Origin of the sequence: Clostridium ljungdahlii DSM 13528 (assembly GCF_000143685.1) — a bacterium.
GTDB lineage: Bacteria > Bacillota > Clostridia > Clostridiales > Clostridiaceae > Clostridium_B > Clostridium_B ljungdahlii.
On record NC_014328.1, the window covers coordinates 4,552,806 to 4,578,769 of the forward strand.

General features: G+C 32.8%; 24 protein-coding genes and 7 tRNA genes. 8 read left to right on the plus strand and 23 right to left on the minus strand.

All coding sequences use genetic code 11. The features are described from left to right. Positions 1–17 precede the first annotated feature (17 nt). The 10 genes from CLJU_RS20745 to CLJU_RS20790 all read right to left on the minus strand — a co-directional run bounded on the left by CLJU_RS20745 (position 18) and on the right by CLJU_RS20790 (position 8,924). Positions 18–1,361: an acetyl-CoA carboxylase biotin carboxylase subunit gene (locus CLJU_RS20745; protein ID WP_013240783.1), complete on the minus strand. Its 1,344-nt coding sequence runs from the start codon at positions 1,359–1,361 to the stop codon at positions 18–20. Between the two features lie 24 nt (positions 1,362–1,385). Continuing rightward, positions 1,386–1,841 carry a 3-hydroxyacyl-ACP dehydratase FabZ gene (gene fabZ, locus CLJU_RS20750; RefSeq protein ID WP_013240784.1) on the minus strand — a complete coding sequence of 152 codons (456 nt, stop codon included), beginning with the start codon at positions 1,839–1,841 and terminating at the stop codon, positions 1,386–1,388. 22 nt (positions 1,842–1,863) lie between these two features. After that, the gene (gene accB / locus CLJU_RS20755; protein WP_013240785.1) at positions 1,864–2,376 is read right to left on the minus strand and encodes an acetyl-CoA carboxylase biotin carboxyl carrier protein; all 513 of its coding nucleotides are present in this window, start codon (positions 2,374–2,376) and stop codon (positions 1,864–1,866) included. Positions 2,377–2,378: 2 nt separating this feature from the next. Next, on the minus strand, positions 2,379–3,617 hold the full coding sequence (gene fabF / locus CLJU_RS20760; protein WP_013240786.1) for a beta-ketoacyl-ACP synthase II: 1,239 nt from the start codon (positions 3,615–3,617) through the stop codon (positions 2,379–2,381). Between the two features lie 25 nt (positions 3,618–3,642). Further along, positions 3,643–4,389, minus strand: coding sequence for a 3-oxoacyl-[acyl-carrier-protein] reductase (gene fabG, locus CLJU_RS20765; RefSeq protein WP_013240787.1), 747 nt, complete (start codon positions 4,387–4,389; stop codon positions 3,643–3,645). 10 nt (positions 4,390–4,399) lie between these two features. Further along, positions 4,400–5,338: an ACP S-malonyltransferase gene (fabD, locus tag CLJU_RS20770; protein WP_013240788.1), complete on the minus strand. Its 939-nt coding sequence runs from the start codon at positions 5,336–5,338 to the stop codon at positions 4,400–4,402. Between the two features lie 21 nt (positions 5,339–5,359). After that, positions 5,360–6,298 carry an enoyl-[acyl-carrier-protein] reductase FabK gene (gene fabK / locus CLJU_RS20775; protein WP_013240789.1) on the minus strand — a complete coding sequence of 313 codons (939 nt, stop codon included), beginning with the start codon at positions 6,296–6,298 and terminating at the stop codon, positions 5,360–5,362. 70 nt (positions 6,299–6,368) lie between these two features. Beyond that, positions 6,369–7,349, minus strand: a complete 981-nt coding sequence (locus tag CLJU_RS20780) for a beta-ketoacyl-ACP synthase III (RefSeq protein WP_013240790.1) — start codon at positions 7,347–7,349, stop codon at positions 6,369–6,371. Continuing rightward, positions 7,342–7,818, minus strand: a complete 477-nt coding sequence (locus CLJU_RS20785; protein WP_013240791.1) for a MarR family winged helix-turn-helix transcriptional regulator — start codon at positions 7,816–7,818, stop codon at positions 7,342–7,344. Before CLJU_RS20785 ends, CLJU_RS20780 begins: the two co-directional genes overlap by 8 nt. A gap of 38 nt (positions 7,819–7,856) precedes the next feature. Further along, on the minus strand, positions 7,857–8,924 hold the full coding sequence (locus CLJU_RS20790) for an NAD(P)H-dependent flavin oxidoreductase (protein ID WP_013240792.1): 1,068 nt from the start codon (positions 8,922–8,924) through the stop codon (positions 7,857–7,859). 355 nt (positions 8,925–9,279) lie between these two features. On the opposite strand from CLJU_RS20790, the gene CLJU_RS20795 reads away from it, so the two are divergent. Next, complete coding sequence (locus CLJU_RS20795; protein ID WP_013240793.1) at positions 9,280–10,278, plus strand: DnaD domain protein; 999 nt, start codon at positions 9,280–9,282, stop codon at positions 10,276–10,278. Next, a complete protein-coding gene (locus tag CLJU_RS20800) occupies positions 10,271–11,257 on the plus strand; it encodes an ATP-binding protein (RefSeq protein WP_013240794.1) in 987 nt (328 codons plus the stop codon). Before CLJU_RS20795 ends, CLJU_RS20800 begins: the two co-directional genes overlap by 8 nt. Positions 11,258–11,308: 51 nt before the next feature. Here the strand turns inward: CLJU_RS20800 and CLJU_RS20805 are convergent. The 9 genes from CLJU_RS20805 to CLJU_RS20845 form a co-directional block, all read right to left on the minus strand. Further along, positions 11,309–11,384, minus strand: a tRNA-Thr gene (locus CLJU_RS20805). 5 nt (positions 11,385–11,389) lie between these two features. Then, a tRNA-Asp gene (locus CLJU_RS20810) sits at positions 11,390–11,466 on the minus strand. A gap of 5 nt (positions 11,467–11,471) precedes the next feature. Then, positions 11,472–11,547, minus strand: a tRNA-Val gene (locus CLJU_RS20815). A gap of 15 nt (positions 11,548–11,562) precedes the next feature. Further along, positions 11,563–11,637, minus strand: a tRNA-Glu gene (locus CLJU_RS20820). 144 nt (positions 11,638–11,781) lie between these two features. Next, positions 11,782–11,858 (minus strand) — tRNA-Asp (locus CLJU_RS20825). 5 nt (positions 11,859–11,863) lie between these two features. Continuing rightward, positions 11,864–11,939: transfer RNA gene (locus CLJU_RS20830), tRNA-Val, on the minus strand. Between the two features lie 15 nt (positions 11,940–11,954). Further along, a tRNA-Glu gene (locus CLJU_RS20835) sits at positions 11,955–12,029 on the minus strand. A gap of 225 nt (positions 12,030–12,254) precedes the next feature. After that, positions 12,255–13,070 carry a pyruvate, water dikinase regulatory protein gene (locus CLJU_RS20840; RefSeq protein ID WP_013240795.1) on the minus strand — a complete coding sequence of 272 codons (816 nt, stop codon included), beginning with the start codon at positions 13,068–13,070 and terminating at the stop codon, positions 12,255–12,257. A 10-nt stretch (positions 13,071–13,080) separates the two neighbouring features. After that, entirely contained in the window at positions 13,081–13,461 is a 381-nt protein-coding gene (locus CLJU_RS20845; RefSeq protein WP_013240796.1) for a CoA-binding protein, read from the minus strand. A gap of 203 nt (positions 13,462–13,664) precedes the next feature. Here CLJU_RS20845 and CLJU_RS20850 point away from each other — a divergent pair, with 203 nt between their 5' ends. Next, a complete protein-coding gene (locus CLJU_RS20850) occupies positions 13,665–14,894 on the plus strand; it encodes a BaiN/RdsA family NAD(P)/FAD-dependent oxidoreductase (protein WP_013240797.1) in 1,230 nt (409 codons plus the stop codon). Positions 14,895–14,918: 24 nt separating this feature from the next. On the opposite strand, the gene CLJU_RS20855 is transcribed toward CLJU_RS20850, so the two are convergent. From CLJU_RS20855 to CLJU_RS20865, 3 genes are all read right to left on the minus strand, one after another. Further along, positions 14,919–15,674 (minus strand): acyl-[acyl-carrier-protein] thioesterase, encoded by a 756-nt coding sequence (locus tag CLJU_RS20855; RefSeq protein WP_013240798.1) that lies wholly within the window; start codon positions 15,672–15,674, stop codon positions 14,919–14,921. Between the two features lie 330 nt (positions 15,675–16,004). After that, entirely contained in the window at positions 16,005–17,291 is a 1,287-nt protein-coding gene (locus CLJU_RS20860) for an adenylosuccinate synthase (protein ID WP_013240799.1), read from the minus strand. Positions 17,292–17,355: 64 nt separating this feature from the next. After that, positions 17,356–18,759 carry an NAD(P)/FAD-dependent oxidoreductase gene (locus CLJU_RS20865; protein WP_013240800.1) on the minus strand — a complete coding sequence of 468 codons (1,404 nt, stop codon included), beginning with the start codon at positions 18,757–18,759 and terminating at the stop codon, positions 17,356–17,358. Between the two features lie 176 nt (positions 18,760–18,935). Between CLJU_RS20865 and CLJU_RS20870 the strand changes: the two genes are divergently transcribed. The 3 genes from CLJU_RS20870 (at position 18,936) to hydF (ending at position 22,045) form a co-directional block, all read left to right on the plus strand. Further along, a complete protein-coding gene (locus CLJU_RS20870; protein ID WP_023162498.1) occupies positions 18,936–19,232 on the plus strand; it encodes a hypothetical protein in 297 nt (98 codons plus the stop codon). A gap of 160 nt (positions 19,233–19,392) precedes the next feature. Further along, the gene (locus CLJU_RS20875) at positions 19,393–20,790 is read left to right on the plus strand and encodes an aspartate ammonia-lyase (protein WP_013240801.1); all 1,398 of its coding nucleotides are present in this window, start codon (positions 19,393–19,395) and stop codon (positions 20,788–20,790) included. A 19-nt stretch (positions 20,791–20,809) separates the two neighbouring features. Continuing rightward, the gene (hydF, locus tag CLJU_RS20880; protein ID WP_013240802.1) at positions 20,810–22,045 is read left to right on the plus strand and encodes a [FeFe] hydrogenase H-cluster maturation GTPase HydF; all 1,236 of its coding nucleotides are present in this window, start codon (positions 20,810–20,812) and stop codon (positions 22,043–22,045) included. A gap of 63 nt (positions 22,046–22,108) precedes the next feature. On the opposite strand, the gene CLJU_RS20885 is transcribed toward hydF, so the two are convergent. Then, the gene (locus CLJU_RS20885; RefSeq protein ID WP_013240803.1) at positions 22,109–23,338 is read right to left on the minus strand and encodes an Nramp family divalent metal transporter; all 1,230 of its coding nucleotides are present in this window, start codon (positions 23,336–23,338) and stop codon (positions 22,109–22,111) included. A gap of 121 nt (positions 23,339–23,459) precedes the next feature. On the opposite strand from CLJU_RS20885, the gene CLJU_RS20890 reads away from it, so the two are divergent. Then, positions 23,460–24,539 carry an FAD:protein FMN transferase gene (locus CLJU_RS20890; protein ID WP_013240804.1) on the plus strand — a complete coding sequence of 360 codons (1,080 nt, stop codon included), beginning with the start codon at positions 23,460–23,462 and terminating at the stop codon, positions 24,537–24,539. Positions 24,540–24,577: 38 nt separating this feature from the next. Further along, positions 24,578–25,882 carry a M18 family aminopeptidase gene (locus tag CLJU_RS20895; RefSeq protein ID WP_013240805.1) on the plus strand — a complete coding sequence of 435 codons (1,305 nt, stop codon included), beginning with the start codon at positions 24,578–24,580 and terminating at the stop codon, positions 25,880–25,882. Positions 25,883–25,964: the final 82 nt, after the last annotated feature.

Sequence of the window (25,964 nt, forward strand, 5' to 3'; positions counted from 1 at the left end):
ACAAATAAAGGAAGGAATTAATACTTGAAATTATTTTCTATAAACTTTGTATCATAAGTTCCTTCTATAAATTCCTTACTATCTATGAGTTCAAATTGGAAGTCTATATTGGTACTAACCCCTTCTATAATAAACTCTCCCAAGGCTCTCCTCATTCTGCATATAGCCTCATCCCTATCTTTTCCATATACAATGAGCTTTGCTATCATAGAATCATAATAGGGAGGAATATTATATCCCGAGTACACTGCACTATCTACTCTTACATTAAAACCTCCAGGTACATATAAGTCTTTTATCTTTCCTGGAGAAGGCATAAAACCTCTTTTTACATCTTCTGCATTTATTCTGCATTCTATAGAATGACCGGTTATCTTAACATCCTCTTGAGAAAAATCTAACTTTTCTCCTGCTGCAATTTTTATCTGTTCTTTTACAAGATCTATACCTGTTACCATTTCTGTTATAGCATGTTCTACTTGAATACGAGTATTCATCTCCATGAAATAGTAATTATTATTTTTGTCTAAAAGAAATTCTACAGTTCCAGCATTATTATAATGTACAGCCTTGGCTGCCCTTACAGCTGTTTCTCCCATGGATTTTCTAAGTTCTTCCGTAACTACCTTGCTAGGTGCTTCTTCCATTACTTTTTGATTTCTTCTCTGCATGGAACAGTCTCTTTCCCCCAGATAAACTACATTTTCAAAATTATCTCCAAGTATCTGAATTTCTACATGCTTTGGTCTTTCTATAAACTTTTCTAAGTATATAGTGTCATCTCCAAAGGCTGCACTAGCTTCAGCTTTAGCATTTTCATAATTTTTTATAATCTCAGATTCATCATATACGACTCTTATACCACGTCCACCACCGCCTGCAGAGGCTTTTATCATAACAGGATATCCTATTTTTCTTGCAGTTTCCAAAAGTTCTTCATTTGTTTTTATAGCACCATCTGACCCTGGAACGATAGGAACTCCTGCCTTTCCCATTATATCTCTAGCATTAGACTTATTGCCCATATTGTCAATACATTCCGGAGTAGGGCCTATAAAAGTAATATTACACTGTTTACATATACTTGCAAACTTACTGTTTTCAGATAAAAAACCAAATCCAGGATGAATAGCTTGCGCTCCTGATAAAACTGTGGCACTTATTATATTTTGTACGTTTAAATAACTTTCTTTAGGAGATGCCGGTCCTATACATATGGCTTCATCCGCCATCTGAGTATGAAGTGCATCCCTATCTGCTTCTGAATACACTGCTACAGTTTCTATTCCCATTTCCCTGCAAGCTCTAATTATCCTAACTGCTATTTCTCCTCTATTGGCAATCAAAATCTTATTAAACACTTTTAAAATTCAACTCCTGACAATTTAATTTTTGTCTCCTATCATAAACAACAATTCACCTTCAGCAGCTTTTTTGCCTTCCACATAGGCTACTGCCTTTCCAATTCCTGCAGGTCCTTTAATTTTTACAATCTCTGCTTCTAATTTAAGTGTGTCCCCAGGCACTACCTTTCTTCTGAATTTTGCCTTATTTATTCCTCCAAAGAAAGCTATTTTTCCTTTAAATTCTTCTTTGCTTAAAATAGCTACAGCTCCAGCCTGAGCTAATGCTTCTATTATAAGTACTCCAGGCATTACAGGTTCTTCTGGAAAATGTCCCTGAAAAAAATATTCATTAGCAGTAACATTCTTATATGCTATAACTTTCTTACCTGGCTCCATATACGTTACCTTATCCAACAAAAGAAATGGATATCTATGAGGAATAATTTGTTTTATTTCATTTATTCCAAAATTCACATTAAATTCGTCTTGTTCCATAAGTATTCTCCTCCCACAGCTGTTAAGATTCAGTTTTTATTTTAAATAGCGGCTGGCCATACTCTACCATCTGTTCATTCTTAACTAAAATATCCACTACTTCTCCATCTACCTCGCTTTGAATCTCATTCATAAGTTTCATAGCTTCTATTATACACAGAGTGTCTCCTTTTTTTACCTTAGATCCTACATTTACAAAAACAGGTTTTTCAGGTCCTGATGAATTGTAAAAAGTACCTACTATAGGTGACTTTACTTCTTTTATATTGCTGTCCTCTATATCATCATCTTTTTTTTCTTCAACTTTTTTTACCTTATCTATATTATCTTCTTTTGCTTCAATTTTGTCACTTTGTTTTTCAAAGACAGGTTTTACATTTTCTCCATTTCCTTTTACTATGTTTACCTGTTTTATATTTCCTTCTTCACCCTGCTTTTTCATAATTATAGATACGTTATCCCAATTAACTTCTAAATATCCAAGCTTTGAATTATCCATAGTTTTTATCATATTCTCAATTGCTTTAAAGTCCATATTTACTCACTCCACTTTTTTAATAAAATTACTGCATTATGTCCGCCAAATCCTAAAGAATTAGACATAACATATTTAAGTTCAGCCTTTCTTGCCTTGTTTGGAACATAATCTAAGTCACATTCCTCATCCTGAACTTTATATCCTACTGTAGGAGGTATAATTCCTTCTTCTAAAGCCTTAACACTTATTATAGCCTCTATTGCTCCTGCAGCTCCAAGCAAATGTCCAGTCATTGATTTTGTAGAGCTTATAGGTATATTCTTTGCATAATCTCCGAAAGCTTTTTTAATTGCCTCTGTTTCAACTTTATCATTTATTTTTGTACTTGTTCCATGAGCATTTATATAAGATACCTCTTCTTTTTCAATTCCAGCTTCTTCTATAGCAAGGCTCATAGCCCTTGCTGCGCCTTCACCACCTGGTGCTGGTGATGTCATATGATATGCATCACATGTAAAACCATATCCAACTAATTCCGCATATATTTTAGCTCCTCTTTTTTGAGCATGTTCTAATGACTCCAATATCAATATACCGGAACCTTCTCCCATTACAAATCCATCTCTTTCCTTATCAAAAGGAACAGATGCTCTTTTAGGGTCTGTGCTCTTAGTTAAAGTAGTTGCTGCAGCAAATCCAGCCATAGACAATGGTGTAATACATGCTTCGGTTCCACCTGCTATCATTACATCTGCGAGATTATTTTTAATCATTCTAAAAGCTTCACCCAAACAATTTGTACCTGTAGCACAAGCCGTAACTATATTGCTGCATGGTCCCTTAGCTCCAAATTTTATAGCTATATTTCCAGCAGCCATATTGCTTATAATCATTGGTATAAATAAAGGAGTTATTCTGTTAGGTCCTTTTTCCTCTAACACAGAATGTTGTTTTTCTATAGTTCCTATTCCCCCTATACCTGAACCAATAACTACTCCAAACCTTTCTTTCTCTACACTTTCAATATCAAGTTTAGAATCTTCTACAGCTTCCATTGCTGAAACCATAGCGAACTGACAAAATCTATCAAACCTTTTTGATTCTTTTCTGTCTAAATGCTCATGCGGATCAAATCCTTTAACTTCTGCTGCAACTTTTGCTTTATAATTTTCTGCATCAAAAGCCTTAATAAAGTCTATTCCACAAACTCCATTTTTTATATTATTCCAAAATGTATTGGTATCATTTCCTACTGGTGTAATTGCTCCAAGTCCTGTAATTACTACTCTCTTTTCCATATCTTTCACCAACCCTTAAAAATTTTTACATTACCATTCCACCATCTACGTTTATTACCTGACCTGTTACATAATCTGCACTTGGAGATGCTAAAAAGGCTACTACGTTTGCTACATCTTCAGCATTTCCAAATTTTTTTAGAGGTATATTATTTAATGTAGTATCTTTAACTTTATCTGAAAGAACTTCTGTCATATCGGTTTTTATAAAACCAGGTGCTACAGCATTCACATTTATTCCTCTTGATGCTAATTCTCTAGCTGTAGACTTCGTAATGCCTATTATTCCAGCTTTTGCTGCAGAATAGTTTACTTGGCCAGCATTCCCTGTAACTCCTACTACTGAAGATATACTTATTATTTTACCACTTCTTTGTTTAACCATTATAGGACTCACATGCCTTATACAATTAAAGGCTCCTTTTAAATTTACCTCTATTACTTTATCAAAGTCTTCTTCTTTCATTCTAAGTATCAGTCCATCTCTAGTTATTCCTGCATTATTTACGAGCACATCTATTCTACCGAAAGTATCTACTGCCTGCTTCATAATATTTTTTGCATCCTCAAATATACTTACGTCACCCTGAACTGCAATGGCTTCAGACCCTCTTTCCCTAATTTCATCTATTACTTTTTCTACTGAATTTAAGCTGCTTCTATAATTAACTACTATATTAAATCCGTCTTCTGCCAATTTAAGTGCAATGGCTCTTCCAATACCTTTAGCTCCGCCTGTAACTACCGCTGCCTTTTTACCAACAATATCCATTTTAATTCTCCTATCTATTTTTTAATTCTTCCACAGTAGAATTTAATGATTTAATATCCTGAACATTTAATATAAGGGCTTTTCTGTCTATTTTTCTTACAAATCCACTCAAAACCTTTCCAGGTCCTATTTCTACAAAAGTATCTGCCCCTGCTTCAATCATAGTATTTATACTTTTTTCAAAGAGTACAGTACTCATAACCTGCCTTTTCAAATAAGGTTTCACATTATCTAGTTTTTCAATTACCTCCCCTGTAACATTTGTTACAACTGGAATTGAAAACTCCTTAAGGGATAATTTATTTAATTCTCCTTCTAACTTTTCTGCTGCCGGCTTCAACATAGAAGTATGAAAAGGTCCGCTAACTGAAAGCTCTATAGCTCTGCGAGCCCCCCGCTCTTTTGCTAGCTTACAAGCAGCTTTTACAGCTTCTATTTCTCCTCCAATTACTACCTGACCCGGACAGTTCATATTTGAAGTTTCCACTATACCAAAAGAAGAACTATCTGCACATATTTTTTCCACTTTTACATAATCTAATCCTAGTATTGCGGCCATTGTACCAATACCTTCAGGCACTGCCTCCTGCATATACTTTCCTCTCTTTTTAACTAGGGAAACTGCTTCTTTAAATTCCATAACACCACTGCATACAAGAGCTGAATATTCACCAAGACTTAAACCTGCTGCTATATCAGGCTTAATTCCAAAGCCCTCCAATGCTCTTAAAGCTGCTATACTTGTAGTTAAAATTGCAGGTTGGGTATTTTCAGTTTTGTTTAAATCTTCTTCCGGACCTTCAAAACACATATTACTTATTGAAAAATCCAATACCTCATCCGCATCTTTAAACACATTTTTACATACATCTATATTTTCAAAAAGGTCTTTTCCCATACCTACGTACTGGGCTCCCTGTCCTGAAAATAAGAAAGCTATTTTACCCATATATACCTCCAAATTTTATTTTTAAAACATATTTTCAACTCTTTTTAAGTTCTCCTGAGTTTCTTTAAATATTTCCTGAATAATCTCATCACAGCTTTGTTCTTTACATACAAGCCCTGCTATCTGACCTGCCATAACAGAACCGTTATCTATATCTCCTTCTCGAACTGCCCTTGCAAGAGCTCCTCTTCCTAACTTTTCATATTCTTCCATAGGTGCTCCATTTTTCTCTAACAGCTGAAATTTTCTCACTAGTTTATTTCTAAGAACACGAACGGGATGGCCCGTGACCCTACCTGTAACCTGTGTATCTATATCTTTTGCCTTTAACACTTTTTCTTTATAATTTGCATGGACTGTACATTCATTTGCAACTAAAAATCTAGTTCCAAGCTGTATTCCCTGAGCTCCCAACATAAAAGCAGCTGCTGCACCTCTTCCGTCTCCAATACCACCTGCTGCAATTACAGGGATACTTACAGCATCTACTACTTGAGGTACTAATGACATAGTAGTAAGCTCTCCTACATGTCCTCCAGATTCACAGCCTTCTGCAATAACTGCATCCACTCCTGCTCTTTCCATTCTTTTAGCTAATGCTACAGATGCTACAACAGGTATAACCTTTATATCATTTTCCTTCCACATATCTATGTATTTTCCTGGGTTTCCTGCTCCAGTAGTTACAACTTTAACTTTTTCTTCACATGCCATCTTAGCTACTGCTTCAGCTGTTTCTGATAAAAGCATTATATTTACGCCAAAAGGTTTATCTGTAAGTTTTTTGGCCTTTCGTATTTCATCTCTTACCCATTCAAGTGGTGCGTTTCCAGTAATTATTCCAAGTCCTCCTGCATTTGATACTGCAGCTGCTAGTGAGCTGTCTGCAATCCAAGCCATCGCTCCTTGAATAATCGGATACTTTATTCCTACCATATTTGAAAATACAGAATTAATCATAAATTTAACCTCCCTTTATCCTCTTTAATTTTTTCTAATATCATTTTTAACCTCCAGAGTTTTATATAAATCATGAATTTATCTTTAATATAAATCCTCCATAGGTTAATCCTCCTCCAAAACCTACAATAAGTATTTTATCCCCTTTTTTAACTAAGTTTTTTTTGCGAACTTCATCTAGAGCTATTCCTATACTTGCAGCAGAGGTATTGCCATAAGCATCTAAATTGATGTAAAACCTATCCATACCTATTCCAAGTTTTTTTGCTGCACATTCTATTATCCTATAATTTGCCTGATGAGGAATTATATATTTAATTTCTTCTAAAGTACAATTAGCCTGTTGAAGCAGGGCTTTAACTGATTTTTCTAAAACTTTTACTCCAAATTTAAATATTTCTCTTCCTTCCATTCCAACTACACTCTTAATAGGGCTTATAACACCATCAACATAAGGATTGTTTACAGCTACTGCAGGACATGTTAATGAATCTCCCTTATTTCCATCTGATCCAGTATAAGTTGAAAGTATCTGATCTTCTTCTCCACTTTGCAAAAATGCAGCTGACGCACCATCACCAAACAATATACAAGTGCTTCTATCTTTCCAATCAAGTATTTTAGAAAATGTATCTGCTCCTATGACAAGAACATTTTTAAACCTTCCAGCCCTTATAAATTGAACTGCAATATCCATTGCATATGCAAAACCTGAACAAGCTGCCGATACATCAAAGCATGTAGCATTTACTGCCTTTATATTTTTCTGAACTATACAGGCAGTAGAAGGCATAAAGCTGTCTGGAGTAACAGTTGCAAGCACTATAAGTTCAATATCTTCTACACTTATTTTAGCATCTTTAATTGCCTCTATAGCTGCTTTTGTTGCCATATCTGAGGTATCTTCTCCTTGAGATATCCTTCTCTCCTTTATCCCTGTTCTGCTTGTTATCCATTCATCACTGGTATCTACTATGAGAGACAGATCATTATTATCCACAATCTTGGGAGGAACATAGCTTCCTGTACCTGTAATTTCTACTTTATTCATTATTCTTCTCCTTTGATCCAATTTTTAGATTATACTTTGATCTGAAGAAATTATTGAGTTTCTCCAATGATTTAATTAAAACCCCTTCTTCTTCTTCCGTTAACTCTCCTACGATTTCTTCAACCATATTAGAATGAAACTTATGGTGAACTCTAAAGGCAAGTTTTCCTTCTTGGGTCAACTGTATGTATACAATTCTTCTATCTTCTTTACTCCTTGTTCGTGTAACATATTGCTTTCTTTCTAAACGATTTATGGCCGTAGTTAAGGTCCCCATAGTTATATCTAGTTGACAAGCAACATCTTTCATTCTCTTCGGTTTATCCATACCTATAGCTTCTATAGTGTGTACCTCCGTAACAGATAAATCTTTAAATGTTGCATATTGAAGGGATTTTTGTTCTATTACTAAAATATCGTTAAAAAGATCTACTAACAATTCATTTATAACATTTATACCTTTGTTCACTAGATCACCACTTTGACAATTAATTTATGCCACTTATATCAAATACTTTCTGCCTCTAAAACTAACTCTTTCATAAGTTCCTTAACCTTTACAATTTTGTTTACCCTATAAGCATTACTTCCAACAAAAATAAGCCCTTCATCTATATTTCCTTTAACAGCATTGATCAGTGCTCTAGATATACAATAAGGAGTTTCCTTAGGATTACACTTTTTCAAACAATTGTAACACCTTTTAGGCGCAATTCTCCCTTCTTCAGCTTGCCTTATAAGCTTATTTCTTAAAGCTCTTCCAGGAAGCCCTACAGGACTTTTTATTATTTTTATATCCTCTTTTTCTGAATCTATGTATGCCTTTTTAAAGTTTATGCTAGCATCACATTCTTCAGTTGCCACAAAACGTGTTCCCATCTGTACTGCATCTACACCCAACTTGAAGAATTTTGCAATATCCGCTCCTGTATATATTCCACCACCTGCTGCTACAGGAATATTTTTATTATATTTTTCTCTAAAATATTTAACTACTTTGATTACTTCACATACTATATCTTCTAAACATTCTTTTCCCTCTTGCAATTGTTCTAAATGAAATCCCAAATGTCCCCCAGCTTTAGGTCCTTCTACTACAACTAAATCCGGAAGTCTAGAATATTTTTTCAACCAGTGTCTAATTATAAGAGAAGCTGCCTTTCCTGAAGAAACTATAGGTGCTATCTTTATGCTGCTTCCCTCAACAAGCTTAGGTAGATTAAGTGGAAGTCCTGCTCCGGATATTATAATATCAGCTTTTTCCTCGATACAAGTCTTTACCATATCATTATAATCATTTATAGCCACCATAATATTTGCTCCAATTATACCTTTAGGACTTAATTCTTTAGCTTTTTGTATTTCCTTTCTCAATGCTCTAAGGTTAGCCTCCGTTGGGTTAGCTTCAAAATCAGGTTCTCTATATCCTATCTGCACTGTAGAAATTATACCTATGCCACCTTCATTTGCTACTGCCTGTGCTAAATTATGTAGGGAAATTCCTACGCCCATTCCACCTTGTATAATAGGTATTTTAGCTTTTAGATCTCCTATGATTAATGGAGGTAATTTCATGTGACCCCCTCCTTCAAATAATTTTTGATACTCGAATATTTTGATATTCAAAGTATATATTAAAAACTTTTAACTGTCCAGCATCTTAAAATTTTAAGATTAAAGACTACTATATCCTAAAATTTAATTTTATCCTATTTGCCTTAGTATAATCAAGTAATTTTAATATAATATTAAAATAAAATAGTTTAAAACTATGTCTTTAAACTCTATAATATAATAAATTGAAAAGTTAGTAAACTTAAATATAGAAAATAATTCCAAAAGTATTACATTGTTATACTTTTTATATTTTGTTATAATATTTATATGATAGCTTTTTAAAACAAAGCTTATAAAGGTAGGTAAAAAATATATGAGTACTTTTGTATTTAAGACTGCTGAAGCTAATTATACTCCTGTAAGCAACGTTTTTATAGATAAGTTTATGCCTAAAGCCCGAGGGGAATTTGTTAAAGTATACCTGCTTGGGCTAAAATATTGCAAATCAGGTGAGTTAGGAGTTAGCTCTCAAATTGTTGCAAGTGCTTTGCATCTTTTAGAAACGGATGTTTTAAATGCTTGGAACTACTGGAATGACGAAAATGTTATTAAAATGGTACCTGTTGACAATATGGGGAATTATAACATAGAATTTTTAGATTTATCAGATAGAGACAATGAAAAAGAAGATGATATAAATTTACTTGAAGAATTAAATAAAACTTCTATTAAAGATATGCTTGAAGACATAGAAAAATCCTTGGGTAGGACCTTGTCTTCAAAAGAAATGACTATGTACATAAGCTGGTTAAATGATTTTAATTTTTCTCCAGAGATTATACTTCTTTTAGTTCAATACTGTGCTTTAAAAGGTAAAACCAACAGCAGATATATAGAAAAAACTGCAATATCTTGGTTTGACGCTAAAATAAAAGATATAAATGATGCACAGTCTTTTATAAAAAAACATGAAGATAAATGGATTAAAATAAGAAAAATTTTAGGCTATCTTGGTATAAAAGATGGGGAAATAATGAAGCCTCAAGAGGATTTACTTTCTAAATGGATTCAAGCTTATAATTTCTCAGTGGAAATTATATATAAAGCTTGTGATATATGTTTTCAAAGAATAAATAAGGCTGACTTTAAATATATTGATGGAATATTAACAAGCTGGAATAAAGATAAAATTAAGACATTAGAAGATATAGAAAAAAAGGATTTAAAGAAAGTAAATAAAAGCAATTTTAAAAATGTAAAGAGAATTACAGAAAATAAAAGTTCAAAAGGAACCTTCAACAATTTTAAACAGAGAAACTATGACTTTAAAGACTTGGAGAAAAAACTACTAGGATGGGATAAGAATGATTAAAAGCTATCACTCTAATATAATGAAGATATATGAAAAAATAAGAGACGATGATAAAAAGGCTTTAGGCTTACGGAAGGAAGAAATTAAAAAAAACCTACCTGAAGTATTAAACATACAAAATCAAATAGGTAGACTTTCCTTAAAATTATCAATAAATATATTAAACAATGTTTCAAACAAGGATATTTACTTAAAGGAGCTTCACCAAAAAATTTCAGATTTAAGGATAAAAAAAGCTCATATTTTAACATCTAATAATTATCCTGTAAATTATTTAGATATGTCCTATAAATGTGATAAATGCAAAGATACTGGATTCATTGGGAACAAAAAATGCAACTGTTACAAACAAAAACTTATTAAACTTTACTATAGCAATTCTGACTTCAAAAATATGTTAGTTAAGAATAACTTCGATAACTTTAACTTTCAACTATATTCCTCCACCAAAAGTGAGGGAAATCCTACAAGCCCTAGAAAAAATATAGAAATAATAGCATCTACATCGTGGAAATACATAGAAAATTTTTCTAACTGCAGCGAGAATTTATTATTTTATGGATCTGCCGGAACTGGAAAGACCTTCTTATCAAATTGTATAGCAAAAGAATTGATAGACAGAGGTTTTTTAGTAATTTATAGAACCTCTGAATCCTTGATTAAAGACCTAAAGGATATAAGGTTCAACAATAGCATAGAATTAGAAGATATTTTAATGAATTGTGATCTACTTATAATAGATGATTTAGGATCTGAACAAATAACCGATTTTTCTAAAACTGAACTATTTAACCTTTTAAATAAAAAACTATTGAAACAAAGCAAAATGCTTGTATCAACAAACTATGACTTAGAAGAAATTTTAAAATGCTATTCAGAGAGAATTTCATCTAGATTGCTTGGAGAATTTACCTTATACAAATTTTTCGGAGAGGACATAAGAATAAAACAAAATATACAAAATAAAAATTTCAAATAAAATATCTAAATAAAAAAAATAAGAATGTATTTAAAAATACATTCTTATTTTTGGTGCTGGCAGTAGGAATCGAACCCACGACCTACTGATTACAAGTCAGTTGCTCTACCTGCTGAGCCATGCCAGCACATATGGCGACTCAGGAGGGGATCGAACCCTTGACCTCCGGCGTGACAGGCCGGCACTCTAACCAGCTGAGCTACTGAGCCATATGTGGTGGGCACAACAGGGCTCGAACCTGTGACCCTCTGCTTGTAAGGCAGATGCTCTCCCAGCTGAGCTATGCGCCCACATATACTTATTCTTGGTGACCCCTAGCAGACTTGAACTGCTGTTACCACCGTGAAAGGGTGGTGTCTTAACCACTTGACCAAGGGGCCTTATTTAATTGTCAATGCAAATCTTTAACTATTACTACACAGCATAAGCTAAGAGCTTTAACTTAAACAAGTAACCCTCACCTTAAGTGTAGACTTCTCTTTAAGTTAAACTTAAAAATCAACTCTATGCATAACCATAGATAATGGCGACTCAGGAGGGGATCGAACCCTTGACCTCCGGCGTGACAGGCCGGCACTCTAACCAGCTGAGCTACTGAGCCATATGTGGTGGGCACAACAGGGCTCGAACCTGTGACCCTCTGCTTGTAAGGCAGATGCTCTCCCAGCTGAGCTATGCGCCCACATATACTTACTCTTGGTGACCCCTAGCAGACTTGAACTGCTGTTACCACCGTGAAAGGGTGGTGTCTTAACCACTTGACCAAGGGGCCTTATACTGTTTTATTAAGTCGTACCTGACGACCTGACATACACTATAATACAAAATTTTTTATAAAGTGTCAATACTTTTTTGTGATATTTTATTGGACATCTTTAGGCTTTTCTTTGTAATCCCTTATGTATCAACGTATTAAGTAAATTTCATAATTTAAAATTTCTCATATAATTTTGAATCTAAAAGCAAAAAACGGCCTTCTTATAATAAAATTTGTACTTTAATAACCTTTTGATTCCATGTATCCTATATATTCCATTACAATTAATGCTGTATCCTCTATTGCCCTTTTTGTCACATCTATTACCTTACACCTTAATCTTCTTATAAGCTTATCTGAAAATTCTAATTCCTGAAGAACCCTTTCTTCATTTGCATACTTAAACCTATTAGATATAGTATTGTATCTATCTATTCTATGTTTTCTTACTTCGATTAAGTGGACTGGATCTATAGTAAGGGCTACAATCTTTTTTCTATCAATCTCAAACAACTCCTCTGGCACAGGTACTTCCGGCATAAGCGGTATGTTCAAAGCTTTTATTCCCTTATTTGCAAGGTACATACAAAGTGGCGTTTTAGAAGTTCTAGAAAGGCCTAAAAGAACAACATCCGCATATTTTATTCCTGAATTATCCTTGCTATCATCATACTTTATGGCAAACTCTACTGCCTCTACCTTTTTATAATACTCAGAATCTATTTCCCATACAGCACCTGGCCTATATTCAGGTATTTTATTTAGTATCCTTGATACCATACTTATACAAGGTCCTAAAATATTATTTATAGGAATACCACATTCTACACACCTTTGAACCAGAAATTCTCTTACTTCTACAAGGACTATTGTAGATATAACCATGATATTTTCTTTGCTTTCTAACCCATTTATAAATTCATTTACATCCTCATAACTCTTTATATAAGGTACCCTATGTACTTCTATCTCTGAATAAAATTGGCTAGCAGCACCTTTAGCAACAAGTTCTGCAGTCTCACCTATAGAGTCAGAAACTGCATATATTTTAAGCATAAAAAACCTCCTAAGCTTTATGTTTTTTCGTAAGTTCTACAAGTGCGCATCCTTTTACTGCAGAAATTCCATTATTACTGCAGAAATTTAATATTTCCTCACTTTCTGCACCTGGCTGTATTAATATTTTGTCTATACCAATCTCAAAAGCCTTTTTAACTATATCAATACCAGTTTTAGGATTTATGCATAAATCAAGTACATCTACTTTAAAAGGTATTTCACTTAAAGATTTGTATACCTTTCCGCTAGCATCTCTAGGATTCACTCCCTCTGCATTATACATTGCACCCTTAAGAGAACTTAATATTTTAAAAGCATATTTTTCTTCATTAGACACATCACCAACTACTACCCAGTTCTTATAGTATAGAAAATTAGCAGCTTCCATTTGGACAACACTCCTTTTTACAAAATATATAATATATAAGGTTATAGAAACGAATTTTTACTTCGTTCATGTTTATAATGTTGTTTTTATTATATTACAAACTGCAGTTAAATATATATTTTTTTGCAAACTGTATTAAAAAAAGTACAAGTAAGTTAAAATATAGCTATAAATGAATTTTTTTAAATAGGAGATGTATCTACATGTTTCATGAAATCATAGTAATTGGTGCAGGTGCTTCTGGTATCATGGCTGCAATTACAGTAAAAGACAGAGGAAAAGACGTAGCAATTTTAGAATCTAAAAGTAGAATAGGTAATAAAATATTATCAACTGGAAATGGTAGATGTAATATAACTAATAAAAATATAGATTTTTGCAGATATCACAGTAAAAATACTCATTTTTTTGAAAGTGTCTTAAATAGTTTTTCCCTTGACGACACAATAAACTTTTTTAATTCACTAGGTCTTCCGATTACAACCTTGGAAAATGGAAGGATGTATCCCCTTTCTCTTCAATCATCTTCCGTACTAGATATATTAAAAATGGCTATTGAAGATCGAAATATACCTGTTTATTTAAATTCAAAAGTCAGTAATATAGCCTTTAATAAAAAATCCTTTAAAATATACTGTAATGATGAAATTTACGAATGTAATAAACTAATATTATGTACAGGTGGCAAATCTGCCCCTAATACAGGATCTGACGGTTCGGGATTTACTCTATGTAAAAACCTTGGCCACAGTATAATACCTCCCCTTCCTGGCCTTGTACAGTTGAAATTAAGCTATAATCATTTAAAAGCCTTATCGGGAGTAAAATTCAATGGGTATGTATATATAATTGTGGATAATATAATACAAAAAAGGGAATATGGAGAAATATTATTTACAGACTATGGAATATCAGGGCCACCTATACTTGATATAAGTCGTATAGCCTCCTGTAATTTATTTAGTAAAAAGTCCGTTAAGATCAAAATTGACATGCTTCCAGATTTTGAAGAAAAGGATTTAATAGAATTCTTAGAAAATCGTTGGGGAACTTTTGGTTACAGAAGTATATTCGACTCCTTCATAGGAGTGATAAATAAAAAAATCATACCTATACTTTTAAAGGAATCATCCGTTGAAGATATTCACAAACCATGTAGTGAATTAAACTGGCAGGAAAAAAAGAATATATGTCGCTTGCTCAAATCCTGGCAATTTACAGTATATGATACTAATTCCTTCAAAAATTCTCAAGTTACCTGCGGAGGAGTCGACACCTCTCAAGTAAATAGCATTACTTTAGAATCAAAAAAAATAAAAAATTTATATCTTGCAGGAGAGATTTTGGATGTGGATGGTGACTGTGGTGGTTTTAATTTACAATGGGCCTGGAGTTCAGGATTTACTGCAGGGAAAAGTGCTGCTGAAACATAATTCATCAGCCTTTCTCTCTGCTTTTTATTCTTCATTTTTATCCCAAACCGCTTCTATTACTGATAATTCCTTTTCCTCTTGATCTACTATCTTATGCAGAGATATATAACTATTTTGTTTCTTTTGCAGTTTAGTATATATTTTTATTTTTTCTCCATATAATGCCTCTTTTTCATAAGTTATATTTAGATTTTTTATAGTAAAATTAAGCACTATATCAAGAGGTATAGTTTCCACAATCCAGTCTACATACTTAACATTATTGACATGCCTGTTGGTATCTATATCACTGTATCTTACATTAAAACTTTTTTCTATGTCAAACTGTTCTGGTAACTTTATCTTTTTAATGATCAACGGTTTTATCTCATTTTCAGCTACACCATACATTTTATACATATCTTCAGTTATCCTGATTACTTTACGTTTTTCCTTATCTATAAGAAGCCATATTGAATTGGCTGATGCAATGACATTTCCCTTATCATCTAAAGCCTTAAAGGTCCTATATCCATAGAACTTTCTAAAGGAATATGCTTTAGTTTGAACTGCTATTTTTTCACCATAATTAGGATGCCTATCAATATGTATATCCCATTTATATAGTACCCAAGCTACCCCTTTTCGTTTTAAGTAATCAAGTCCTCCTCCTATGTCTTCTGATTGTTTTGTAGATACATCTTCAAAATAATTCATAAGACTTGTTACAAGCAACTTCTTTCTAAAATCTATTTCATAGTATTGGACCTCGTATTCTTTTTCAGTAACTAACTTTCCCAATTTTATTTACCCTCCTCACCTTATGCATTTTGATCACATCTATATTATAATATAATTTTCATTTTTTCTGTAGAATAAAATTGCTAAAGATAAAAAATTCACCCTTAAATAAACTTAATTTAATAAATTTATTTAAGGGTGATAAATTTAATTTATCCGATGACTACCTGCTCTAATCCTCCTTCTTCTCCAAGTAGGAGTAAAGAGCAGCTACGTCCCTGGATAACGATTTTCCCTAAAGGATAACGCCTTCTAAGTGCTGAAGCACTAAGAAGCCTGTTAATAAGCATCAGGTGGAGCCAAAACTCCATATGATGCCAAGAACTCTGTTTATATTTCACTTACATCTATTGTCTGATCTCTTCTTGGTCCAACAGATACTATAGATACTTTTGTTCCCGTAAATTCTTCTATTCTATTTAAATATTTTTTAGCATTCTGTGGTAACTCGTCATAAGTTTTGGCATTTTCTATTTCCCTGCCCCAACCTTCAAATTCTTCATATACAGGTTCACATTTAGCTAAATCTTCTAAACTTGCAGGTACGTAGTCTATAACTTTTCCATTAAATTTATATCCTACACATGCTTTTACCCTTTCAAGTCCTGCTAAAGTATCTATTTTTGTAATAGCAAAGCTTGTAAGTCCAGAAACTCTGCTGCTAGTCTTAAGTATTACTAGATCTAGCCATCCACATCTTCTAGCTCTTCCTGTAGTAACTCCATATTCATGACCATTTTCCCTAATCCATTCTCCTGTTTTGTCAAAAAGCTCTGTAGGGAAAGGTCCTTTTCCTACTCTTGTAGTATACGCCTTTGCAATACCTACTGCTCCTGTTATCATAGTAGGTCCTATTCCTGAACCAATACATACTCCACCAGCAATAGTGCTTGAAGATGTAACATAAGGATAAGTTCCATAATCTATATCTAGCAAAGTACCCTGTGCACCTTCAAATAATACCTTTTTTCCACCTTTTATACTATTATATACTTCTACAGATATATCTTTAACATAAGGGGCTAATTTCTTTGCATAATCAATATATTCATTGTATATAGTATCAAAGTCAAGAGCCTTTTCTCCATAAACCTTAGTTATTATGTCATTCTTTATTTTTAAATTTTCTTTTAGGTTTTCTTCAAATATGTTCTGGTGCATAAGGTCACAAACCCTTATGCCGCTTCTTTCCATTTTATCCGTATAGCACGGTCCAATTCCTTTTCCTGTAGTTCCTATATCTTTTTTACCTCTTGCTCTCTCTTTTATACCGTCTAATATCTTATGGTACGGCATAATAAGTTGGGCTCTATCACTTATTATTAAATTTTCAGGTGATATGTCTACTCCTAGGTCTTTTAAATAATCCATTTCTTCAAATAATGCTTTTGGATCAAGCACTACTCCATTTCCAATTACATTCACCTTATCTTTATACAATATTCCAGATGGTACAAGATGAAGTTTATATTGCTTATCTCCTACTTCAACTGTATGACCTGCATTATTTCCACCTTGAAATCTGACAACAACATCTGCCCCTTTTGCAAGATAATCTGTCATCTTTCCTTTTCCTTCATCACCCCATTGGGATCCTAAAACAATAAATGCTGACATGAGAATTTCCTCCCCTTTTTTTGTATAACCCAAATCTTTCAAAATAATATATAATAATTTACAATTACTTGCTAACTATGTCTCTTCCAACTACTACACCTGTTACTGATGCCTGCATAAGTCCTCTTGTAATACCTGCACCATCTCCTATGGCATATAAATTCTTTATAGGAGTTTCAAACTTATCATTTGTATCAAATTTACTAGAATAGAATTTTACCTCCACTCCATACAAAAGTGTATTTTTACTATAAAGTCCTGGTGCAACATTATTAAAAGCTTTTAGTGCCTCGACTATAGATGTAAGATATCTCTGAGGCAAAACATAACTTAAGTCTCCAGGCACTGCTGATTTTAAAGTTGGAATAGTAGTAGATTTTTTAAGTCTTGAATAATCAGTCCTTCTTCCATTTAATAAATCTCCCAGCCTTTGCACCATTATGCCATTTCCAGTAAGCATATTTCCAAGCTTTGCAATATACTTACCATAGGTTATAGGTTGGTTGAAGGGCTCCGTAAAGGATGTAGAAACGAGCATTGCAAAGTTTGTATTTTCTGTTCTCAATTCTTTTTCTTCATAACTATGCCCATTTACAACTGCTATGGTGCCATCATAGTGCTCTTCTGATACTACACCACCTGGATTCATGCAAAAAGTTCTAACCTTATTATCAAAAGTATCAGAATAATATACAAGTTTGGCTTCATATAAGTCTTTAGTCAAATGATCCATTATTGAATTTGGTACTTCAACTCGAACACCTATATCTACAGCATTATTTGTAGTTCTTAATTTTAACTTTTTGGATTGATTTGAAAACCATTCTGCACCACCCCTGCCTGGAGCAACTACTACATTATCTGCTAAAACCTTTTTCTTACCATCCTTGTTCTCCACACAAACTCCAATTACACTATCACCTTCTACCAATATCTCATCTACTGTAGTAAGTTCACTAAATTCAGTGTTTGTGTTATTCAAAAGATGGTAATACATTTTTTTCAGTACTTCATAGGCTAACTCTGTTCCCAGGTGCCTAACAGGACACTGTATAAGACGAATATTATATTTGCTTGCTTCATATTTTATCTTATCTATATTTTCATTGTTTAATCCATATACAACCTTGTTAGCTCCAAAATTTAAATATATATCATCACAATATTTTATTAACCTTTTACATTCATCTTCTGAAAAATACTCTAAAATTCTACCCCCGACTTCTGGGCTTAAAGAAAGCTTTCCATCAGAAAAAGCTCCTGCACCTGACCAGCCAGAAGTGATACCACATGGATTGCAATTTACACACTTTCCATTTATCCTAGCCGGACACTTTCTATCCTCTATATTTCTGCCTTTATCAATTATAAGTACACTTAGATTTTTGTTAAGCTTTGTAACTTCTAAAGCAGTAAATATTCCCGCAGGACCAGCTCCAACTATTATTACATCATATTTTTCTTTCAAATAGCATCCCTCCTACAATATGGTATCAAAATTGTATGTTACAGTCAACAGAAAAGTACGAATAATTTTTATTAAAATAATAATAAAATTCGTAAAACTCCATAGTTAAATTTTCTGTAACAAGTTTTTCCTTTCATCATACTATGATAATATAGTAAATCTTATGGAGGCATTAAATGAATACCAGTCAAAATAACTCAAATGATAAAGAAGAAAACATCCAGTATTATGATCGTGCTGATGAAGATACTTATACTTCTTCCCCTGCTTATTACTGCCCTGTATATAACTGCCCCTACAATCCAGAAATGATGGATGAAGAGGATGATTTTGCTGAATCAGGAGATGATCTATACAGGCAACATGGAAGAAGGAGAAGAAGACACAGACGTAGACGTAGACACAGAATGCCATATTCCCCATTCATATTCCCGATTGTATTCCCAATTGATTTTGATGACTGGGATTGGTAAATCTTAATACTTCTATACCTCTTGAAAATAAGTACTTAATTAAATTTAAGTGCTTATTTTTATGTTTGTCTTCAAAATTGCATTCTATTTTATTTTTAGCTTTTTTGTTATAAAATATTAATAAGTTAAATTTTAGTTATTAACTTAAGGGGGATAAAATGTGAACTTTAGAGTAGAAAAAGATTTACTTGGAGAAAAGGAAGTTGAAGCCTCTTCCTATTTTGGTATTAATACTGAAAGAGCTTTAGAAAATTTTAATTTACAGAACAAAACTATTAATTTAAATTTAGTTAAAGAAATTGCACTCATAAAAAAAGCAGCTGCCCTAGTCAATAAAGATTTAGGAGAACTTAAAATTGAAAAAGCCGATGCCATAATTAAAGCTAGTGAAGAAGTTATCGGCGGCAAATTTGACAATCAATTTAAGTTAAGTGCATTTCAAGGTGGAGCCGGCACATCCACAAATATGAATGTAAATGAAGTCATAGCAAATAGAGCTATAGAAATACTTGGCGGCGAAAAGGGAAACTATTCATTAGTACATCCTTTAAATGATGTTAATATGTCTCAATCCACAAATGACGTTTATCCTACTGCTCTTAGAATCGCAGCTATACGACGCATAAGAAAACTAAGCAGTTGCCTGTCCGATCTTCAGGAAGAACTTCAAGTTAAAGAAAACGATTTTTCAGATATATTGAAATTAGGTAGAACTCAGCTAATGGATGCGCTTCCCATGATGGTAGGACAAGGTTTTGGGGCTTACGCCAAAGCAATCGCTCGAGATAGATGGAGAATATATAAAGTAGAAGAAAGACTCAGGGAAATCAACATAGGCGGTACCGCTATAGGTACAGGCCTTAATGCAACTAATAAATTTATATATAAGATAACCGATGTACTTCAAGACTTAACCGGTCTTGGAATTGCCCGTTCCGATTATCCTATGGATGTTACTCAAAATTGCGATGTATTTGTTGAGGTCTCAGGACTTTTAAAGTCCCTAGCCTGCAACCTTTTAAAAATCTCAAATGATTTAAGGCTTTTAAATTCAGGACCTTTTGGAGGAATAGGAGAAATCATTCTTCCAAAGGTACAAGCAGGTTCTACTATTATGCCAGGAAAAGTAAATCCAGTCATAGCTGAAATGGTGGCACAAGTAAGTATGAGAGTAATATCAAACGACACAGCAATTACTATGGCCAGCAGTTCAGGTCAATTGGAGTTAAATGCATTCACTCCTCTCATTGCAGAATGTCTACTTGAATCTCTAGAACTTTTAGAAAGAACAGTTACACTATTTAGAGAAAAGTGCATTAACGGAATCAAAGTAAATGAAGAAAATTGTAAAAAAAATCTTGAAAATTCCACAGCACTGGTAACTGCATTAGTACATTACATAGGTTATGATAAAGCTAGTGAGCTTGCAAAGAAAGCCTTAAAAAATCATAAAACTATAAGAGAAATTCTATATGAAGAAAAAATACTGCCTAAGGAAAAAATAGATGAAATAATAAATCCATATCAGCTGACAAAACCAGGTATACCTGGCAAATAAATATTGGAGGAGATTACTTATGAGTTTAAATGAAACACCTCGCTCAGTAAGAACACATATAGCACTCTTTGGCAAAAGGAATGCAGGCAAATCAAGTATTATAAACGCCTTAACAGGACAAGATATAGCCATTGTATCAGATGTAAGGGGTACTACTACAGATCCAGTCTATAAATCTATGGAGATACTTCCCATAGGCCCCTGTGTAATAATAGATACCGCAGGTCTTGATGATGAGGGCGAGCTCGGCGAACTTAGAAAAGAAAAAACATTAAGTGTTTTAAATAAAACTGACATATCAATAATTGTAATAGATTCAACTGTTGGAATTACAGATTATGACGAGTCTATAATAAATCAAATAAAAAATAAAAAAATTCCCCTTATAGGAGTCTTAAACAAAATCGATGCTGCTGATATAAAAGATTTAGATGTAGAACATATGAAAAAAGAACTCAAAATACCAATTGTAAAAGTATCTGCACTTAAAAGAAAAGGTATACTTGAGTTAAAAAATCAAATAATAGCTGCGCAACCTCAAAGTGAAGATAAATTTAAAGTAATTGGTGATTTAATAAACCCTGGAGACTTTGTGGTTCTTGTAACTCCAATAGATAAAGCAGCTCCTAAAGGAAGACTTATTCTCCCTCAGCAGCAAACCATAAGAGATATACTGGAAAGTGATGCTACTGCAGTGGTAACTAAAGAATTCGAACTTAGAGAAACCTTACAAAACCTAGGGAAAAAACCTAAAATAGTAGTTACAGATTCTCAGGCATTTTTAAAAGTAGCAGCAGATACCCCAAAAGATATATTGATGACTTCCTTCTCCATCCTATTTGCAAGATGCAAAGGAGACCTAGTAGAACTTATAAAAGGAGTAAAAGCTGTAAAAAAATTAGAAGATGGAGACAAAGTACTTATTGCAGAAGGCTGCACTCACCATAGACAATCTGATGATATAGGTAAAGTAAAAATTCCTAGATGGATACGACAAATTACCGGTAAAAAAATAGATTTCGAATTTTCATCTGGCGTTTCTTTTACAGAAGAAATAAAGAAATATGCCTTAGTAGTTCACTGCGGTGCTTGCATGTTAAATAGAGCCGCAATGCTTTATAGAATAAATACTGCAAAAGAGCTTAATGTCCCTATTGTAAACTATGGCATACTTATTGCATATGTCCAAGGTATACTAGATAGAGCTTTAAAACCATTTCCACTAGCTAAAATGGCATGGGATGATGAAAATTGACCTAAAAAAATCAGCGGCTGCAATTTTTACCGTTGATTTTTTATTTCTAATTTTTTATATATACTAAATTTTAATAAAAGGTGAAACAAAAAGAATTACTGAAAGAACAATTATAAATATTACTGTTACCCATATAATAATATTTTGTAATCCATTGTTAACATACTCACCCATAAGTTCTTTGTTATTAGTAAGTAATACCATAAATATTAATATAATAGGACATAAAATTCCTGCAAGCTGTTGGGTAATAAGCATAACCCCTACTAATGATACATTAGGTATCAATACTATTATTGAACTAAATATTATCATAAAAGTAAAAATACCATAAAAAGCAGGTGATTCCTTATACTTATGATCTAATCCGCTTTCAAGTCCAAAGCACTCGCATATTGCATATGAAGTAGACAATGGAATAACCATACATGCAAGCACAGATGCTCCGAAAAGTCCAACTCCAAAGAGGATCGACGCATAGTTTCCTGCTAGCGGCTTAAGTGCCTGTGCAGCTTGGCTGGCACTATCTATTTTTATTCCTGCTTTGTATAAGGTAACAGCAGTACATATTATTATAAAAAATGCAACCAAATTTCCCCAAATGGAACCTAAATATACATCTAATTTTTCATATTTATAGTCTTTTATTTGCAATCCCTTATCTACTACAGAAGATTGAAGATAAAACTGCATATATGGTGTAATTGTAGTACCTATCATTCCTATAAATGCCAAAATAAATCCACTGTCAAATTTTAAAGTAGGAGTAAAAGTTGCTCTTATTACATGATTCCAATCTGGTTTTTCTATAAAACAAGTTATTATATAAGAAAAAAACACAAATGTAAAAGCTAAAAATATCTTTTCTATATTTGAATAAGACCCTTTTGTAATAAGAAACCAAACAACAAACGCCATTATAGGAACAGAAATATATTTATTTATTCCAAACATATCCATGCTAGCAGCTATACCAGCAAAATCACCTACACAAACACCAAAATTAGCAACAAATAAAATTATCATTGCAAAAAAAGCAAGCTTAACGCTAAAATTTTCTCTGATTAAATCAGAAAGTCCCTTTCCTGTCACAACAGCCATTCTAGCATTCATTTCCTGTATAACAGACAAGCTAAATGTTATTAATAACAATCCCCAAAGCATGTTGTAACCATAGGATGCTCCAACAGTCGCATAAGTAGTAATACCTCCTGCATCATTTCCAGCATTTACTGTAATTAATCCAGGACCAATTATGCTTAATATCAATAAAAATTTATTTTTCTTTTTCATATTTTTATTCTCCTATTTTTATATATACATTACATTTATATATACATAAATTATACCTCTTTTCCTTTAGTTGATGTACAAACATGAGTCATATATAATATAACATATGAGGTGATGTAAAATGTTACGAAATGGTGAAAAATACAGTTCACAGATAAAATTCCATGTTTTAAAACTAATAGTTTGTTTGTCATTCATTTTACTACTTAGTTCATGTTCTTACAATAATACTTCTAATAATCAGCTTTATGAAAAAAACATAATAACGATGGATACGCCAATGGATTTAAAAGCCTATGGGCCTAATGCTCAAAAAGCAGTAGATGAAAGTGTTAAAAAATTGTATCAACTAAATGATATGGCAAGTACTACTGTAAATAGCAGCGATATTATGAAAATTAACAATGCTTCAGGCAAAAATTATGTAAAGGTTCATCCTGAAATAATTAAAATGATAAACCTCTCACAAAAATATTCAAAAATAAGTAATAAATGGGATATTACAGTAGGTCCTCTAGTAAATCTATGGGGAATAGGTACCGACAAAGCAAGACTACCATCTGATTCAGAAATTAAATCTAAATTACCACTGGTCGGATATGATAAGATTAAAGTTGATGAAAAAAATAAGAGTGTTATGCTAACACAGCCCGGCATGGCCTTAGATTTAGGCGGAATTGCCAAAGGTTTTGCTGCCGATGAAGTATTAAAGATTTACAAAAAATATAATATAAAAAACGGTTTTATAGATTTAGGTTCAAGTTCTATATATGCAGTTGGTAAAAATGAAAGTAATTCCCCTTGGGGAATAGGAATTAAAAACCCTAGAGGTGATGATATGTTAGGTACAGTTAAACTATCAAACGAAGGATTATCTACCTCAGGTGATTATGAAAGATATTTTATAAAAAATGGTAAAAGATATCACCATATACTTGATCCTTCAACAGGATATCCTGTAGATAATGGAGTTATGAGTGTAACTGTTATAGTTGACAATAATATCTCTGATAGTAATACCATAGCCGACATCATGTCTCTTCTTGTATTTGAATTAGGCCCCAAAGATGGTGTGAACCTTGTAAACAAAATGCCTGGTATATCTTGTGAAGTAACTACTAAAGATACTAAAATTTACACATCATCAAAGTTTAAAGATAAATTTTCTGATTTAAATAAAAATTTTAAAATGGCAAACTAACATAGATAAATTATCTATTGAATTTTAAGGAGGATATTATGAAAAATTATGAAATTGAACAGGCAGAGGAACTTATAAATTATATTTATGAAAGTCCAACTTCCTTTCATGCAGTAAAAAATGCTATATCTGAACTTAAAAAATTTGGATTTGTAGAAATTAAAGAGGAAGAAGCTTTAAAAATAAAAAAATGTGGTAAATATTTTGTAACTAAAAATCAATCTGCCCTTATTGCTTTTACAGTTGGAAAAGGTGAACTTGAAAATGAGGGGTTTAGAATAATAGGAGCCCATACTGATTCACCCAGCTTTAGAGTAAAGCCAAATTCAGACATAGAAGTAGAAGGTGCTTATGTAAAGCTAAATACAGAAGTGTATGGAGGCCCTATATTAAATACATGGATGGACAGACCTCTTTCATTAGCAGGAAGGATTGTTCTAAAAGGTAAAGACTCCTTTCATCCTGAAATAAAACTTTTAAACATAAAAAGACCTCTCATGATAATACCAAACTTAGCAATACATATGAATAGGAATATAAATTCAGGTGTTGAATTAAATAGACAAAAGCATATGCTCCCTCTTTTAGCACTAGTAAATGACAAATTCAAGCAGGGGCATTACCTTACTCAAATTATAAGCGAAGAACTTTCAGTACCCGAAGAAGACATATTGGATTTTGACTTATTCCTATATGAATTTGAAAAAGGCAGCATAATAGGAGCTGACCAGGAATTTATATCCTCAGGAAGACTGGACGATTTAAGCATGGTTTATTCAGGAATAAAAGCAATTTCAAATAGCAAGATTAAAAATACTACAAATGTAATGGTATGCTTTGACAATGAAGAAGTAGGGAGCACCACAAAACAAGGTGCAAATTCACCTATGCTCTTGTCTATATTAGAAAGAATAGCTTTCAATCTTGGTAAAAGCAAAGATGATTTTTACAGAGCTATATCAAAATCATTTATAATATCCTGTGATTTGGGTCACGCACTGCATCCAAATTATGGAGAGAAATCTGATCCTGTAAACAGACCTATTATAAATAAAGGCCCTATTATAAAAATAAGTGCCAGCCAGAGCTATACTACAGACGCTGTATCCAGTGCCATATATAAAAATATATGCTGCAAGGCTGGAGTTCCTGTTCAAGTATTTGTGAATCGGTCAGATGAAAGAGGAGGTTCAACTATAGGTCCAATATCTTCAAGTCATATAAACATGATGTCCTTAGACATGGGCTTAGCTATATTATCTATGCATTCTGTAAGAGAATTAGGTGGCATAAAAGATTATGTGTATGCCTTAGAATCCTTTAATAAATTTTACGATCTATAATATTTTATATAAAAAAGGTTTTTAGATTTTCCAAAAACCTTTTTTAGTTATCTATCTATTAATAAAGAAGCAAAATATTAAT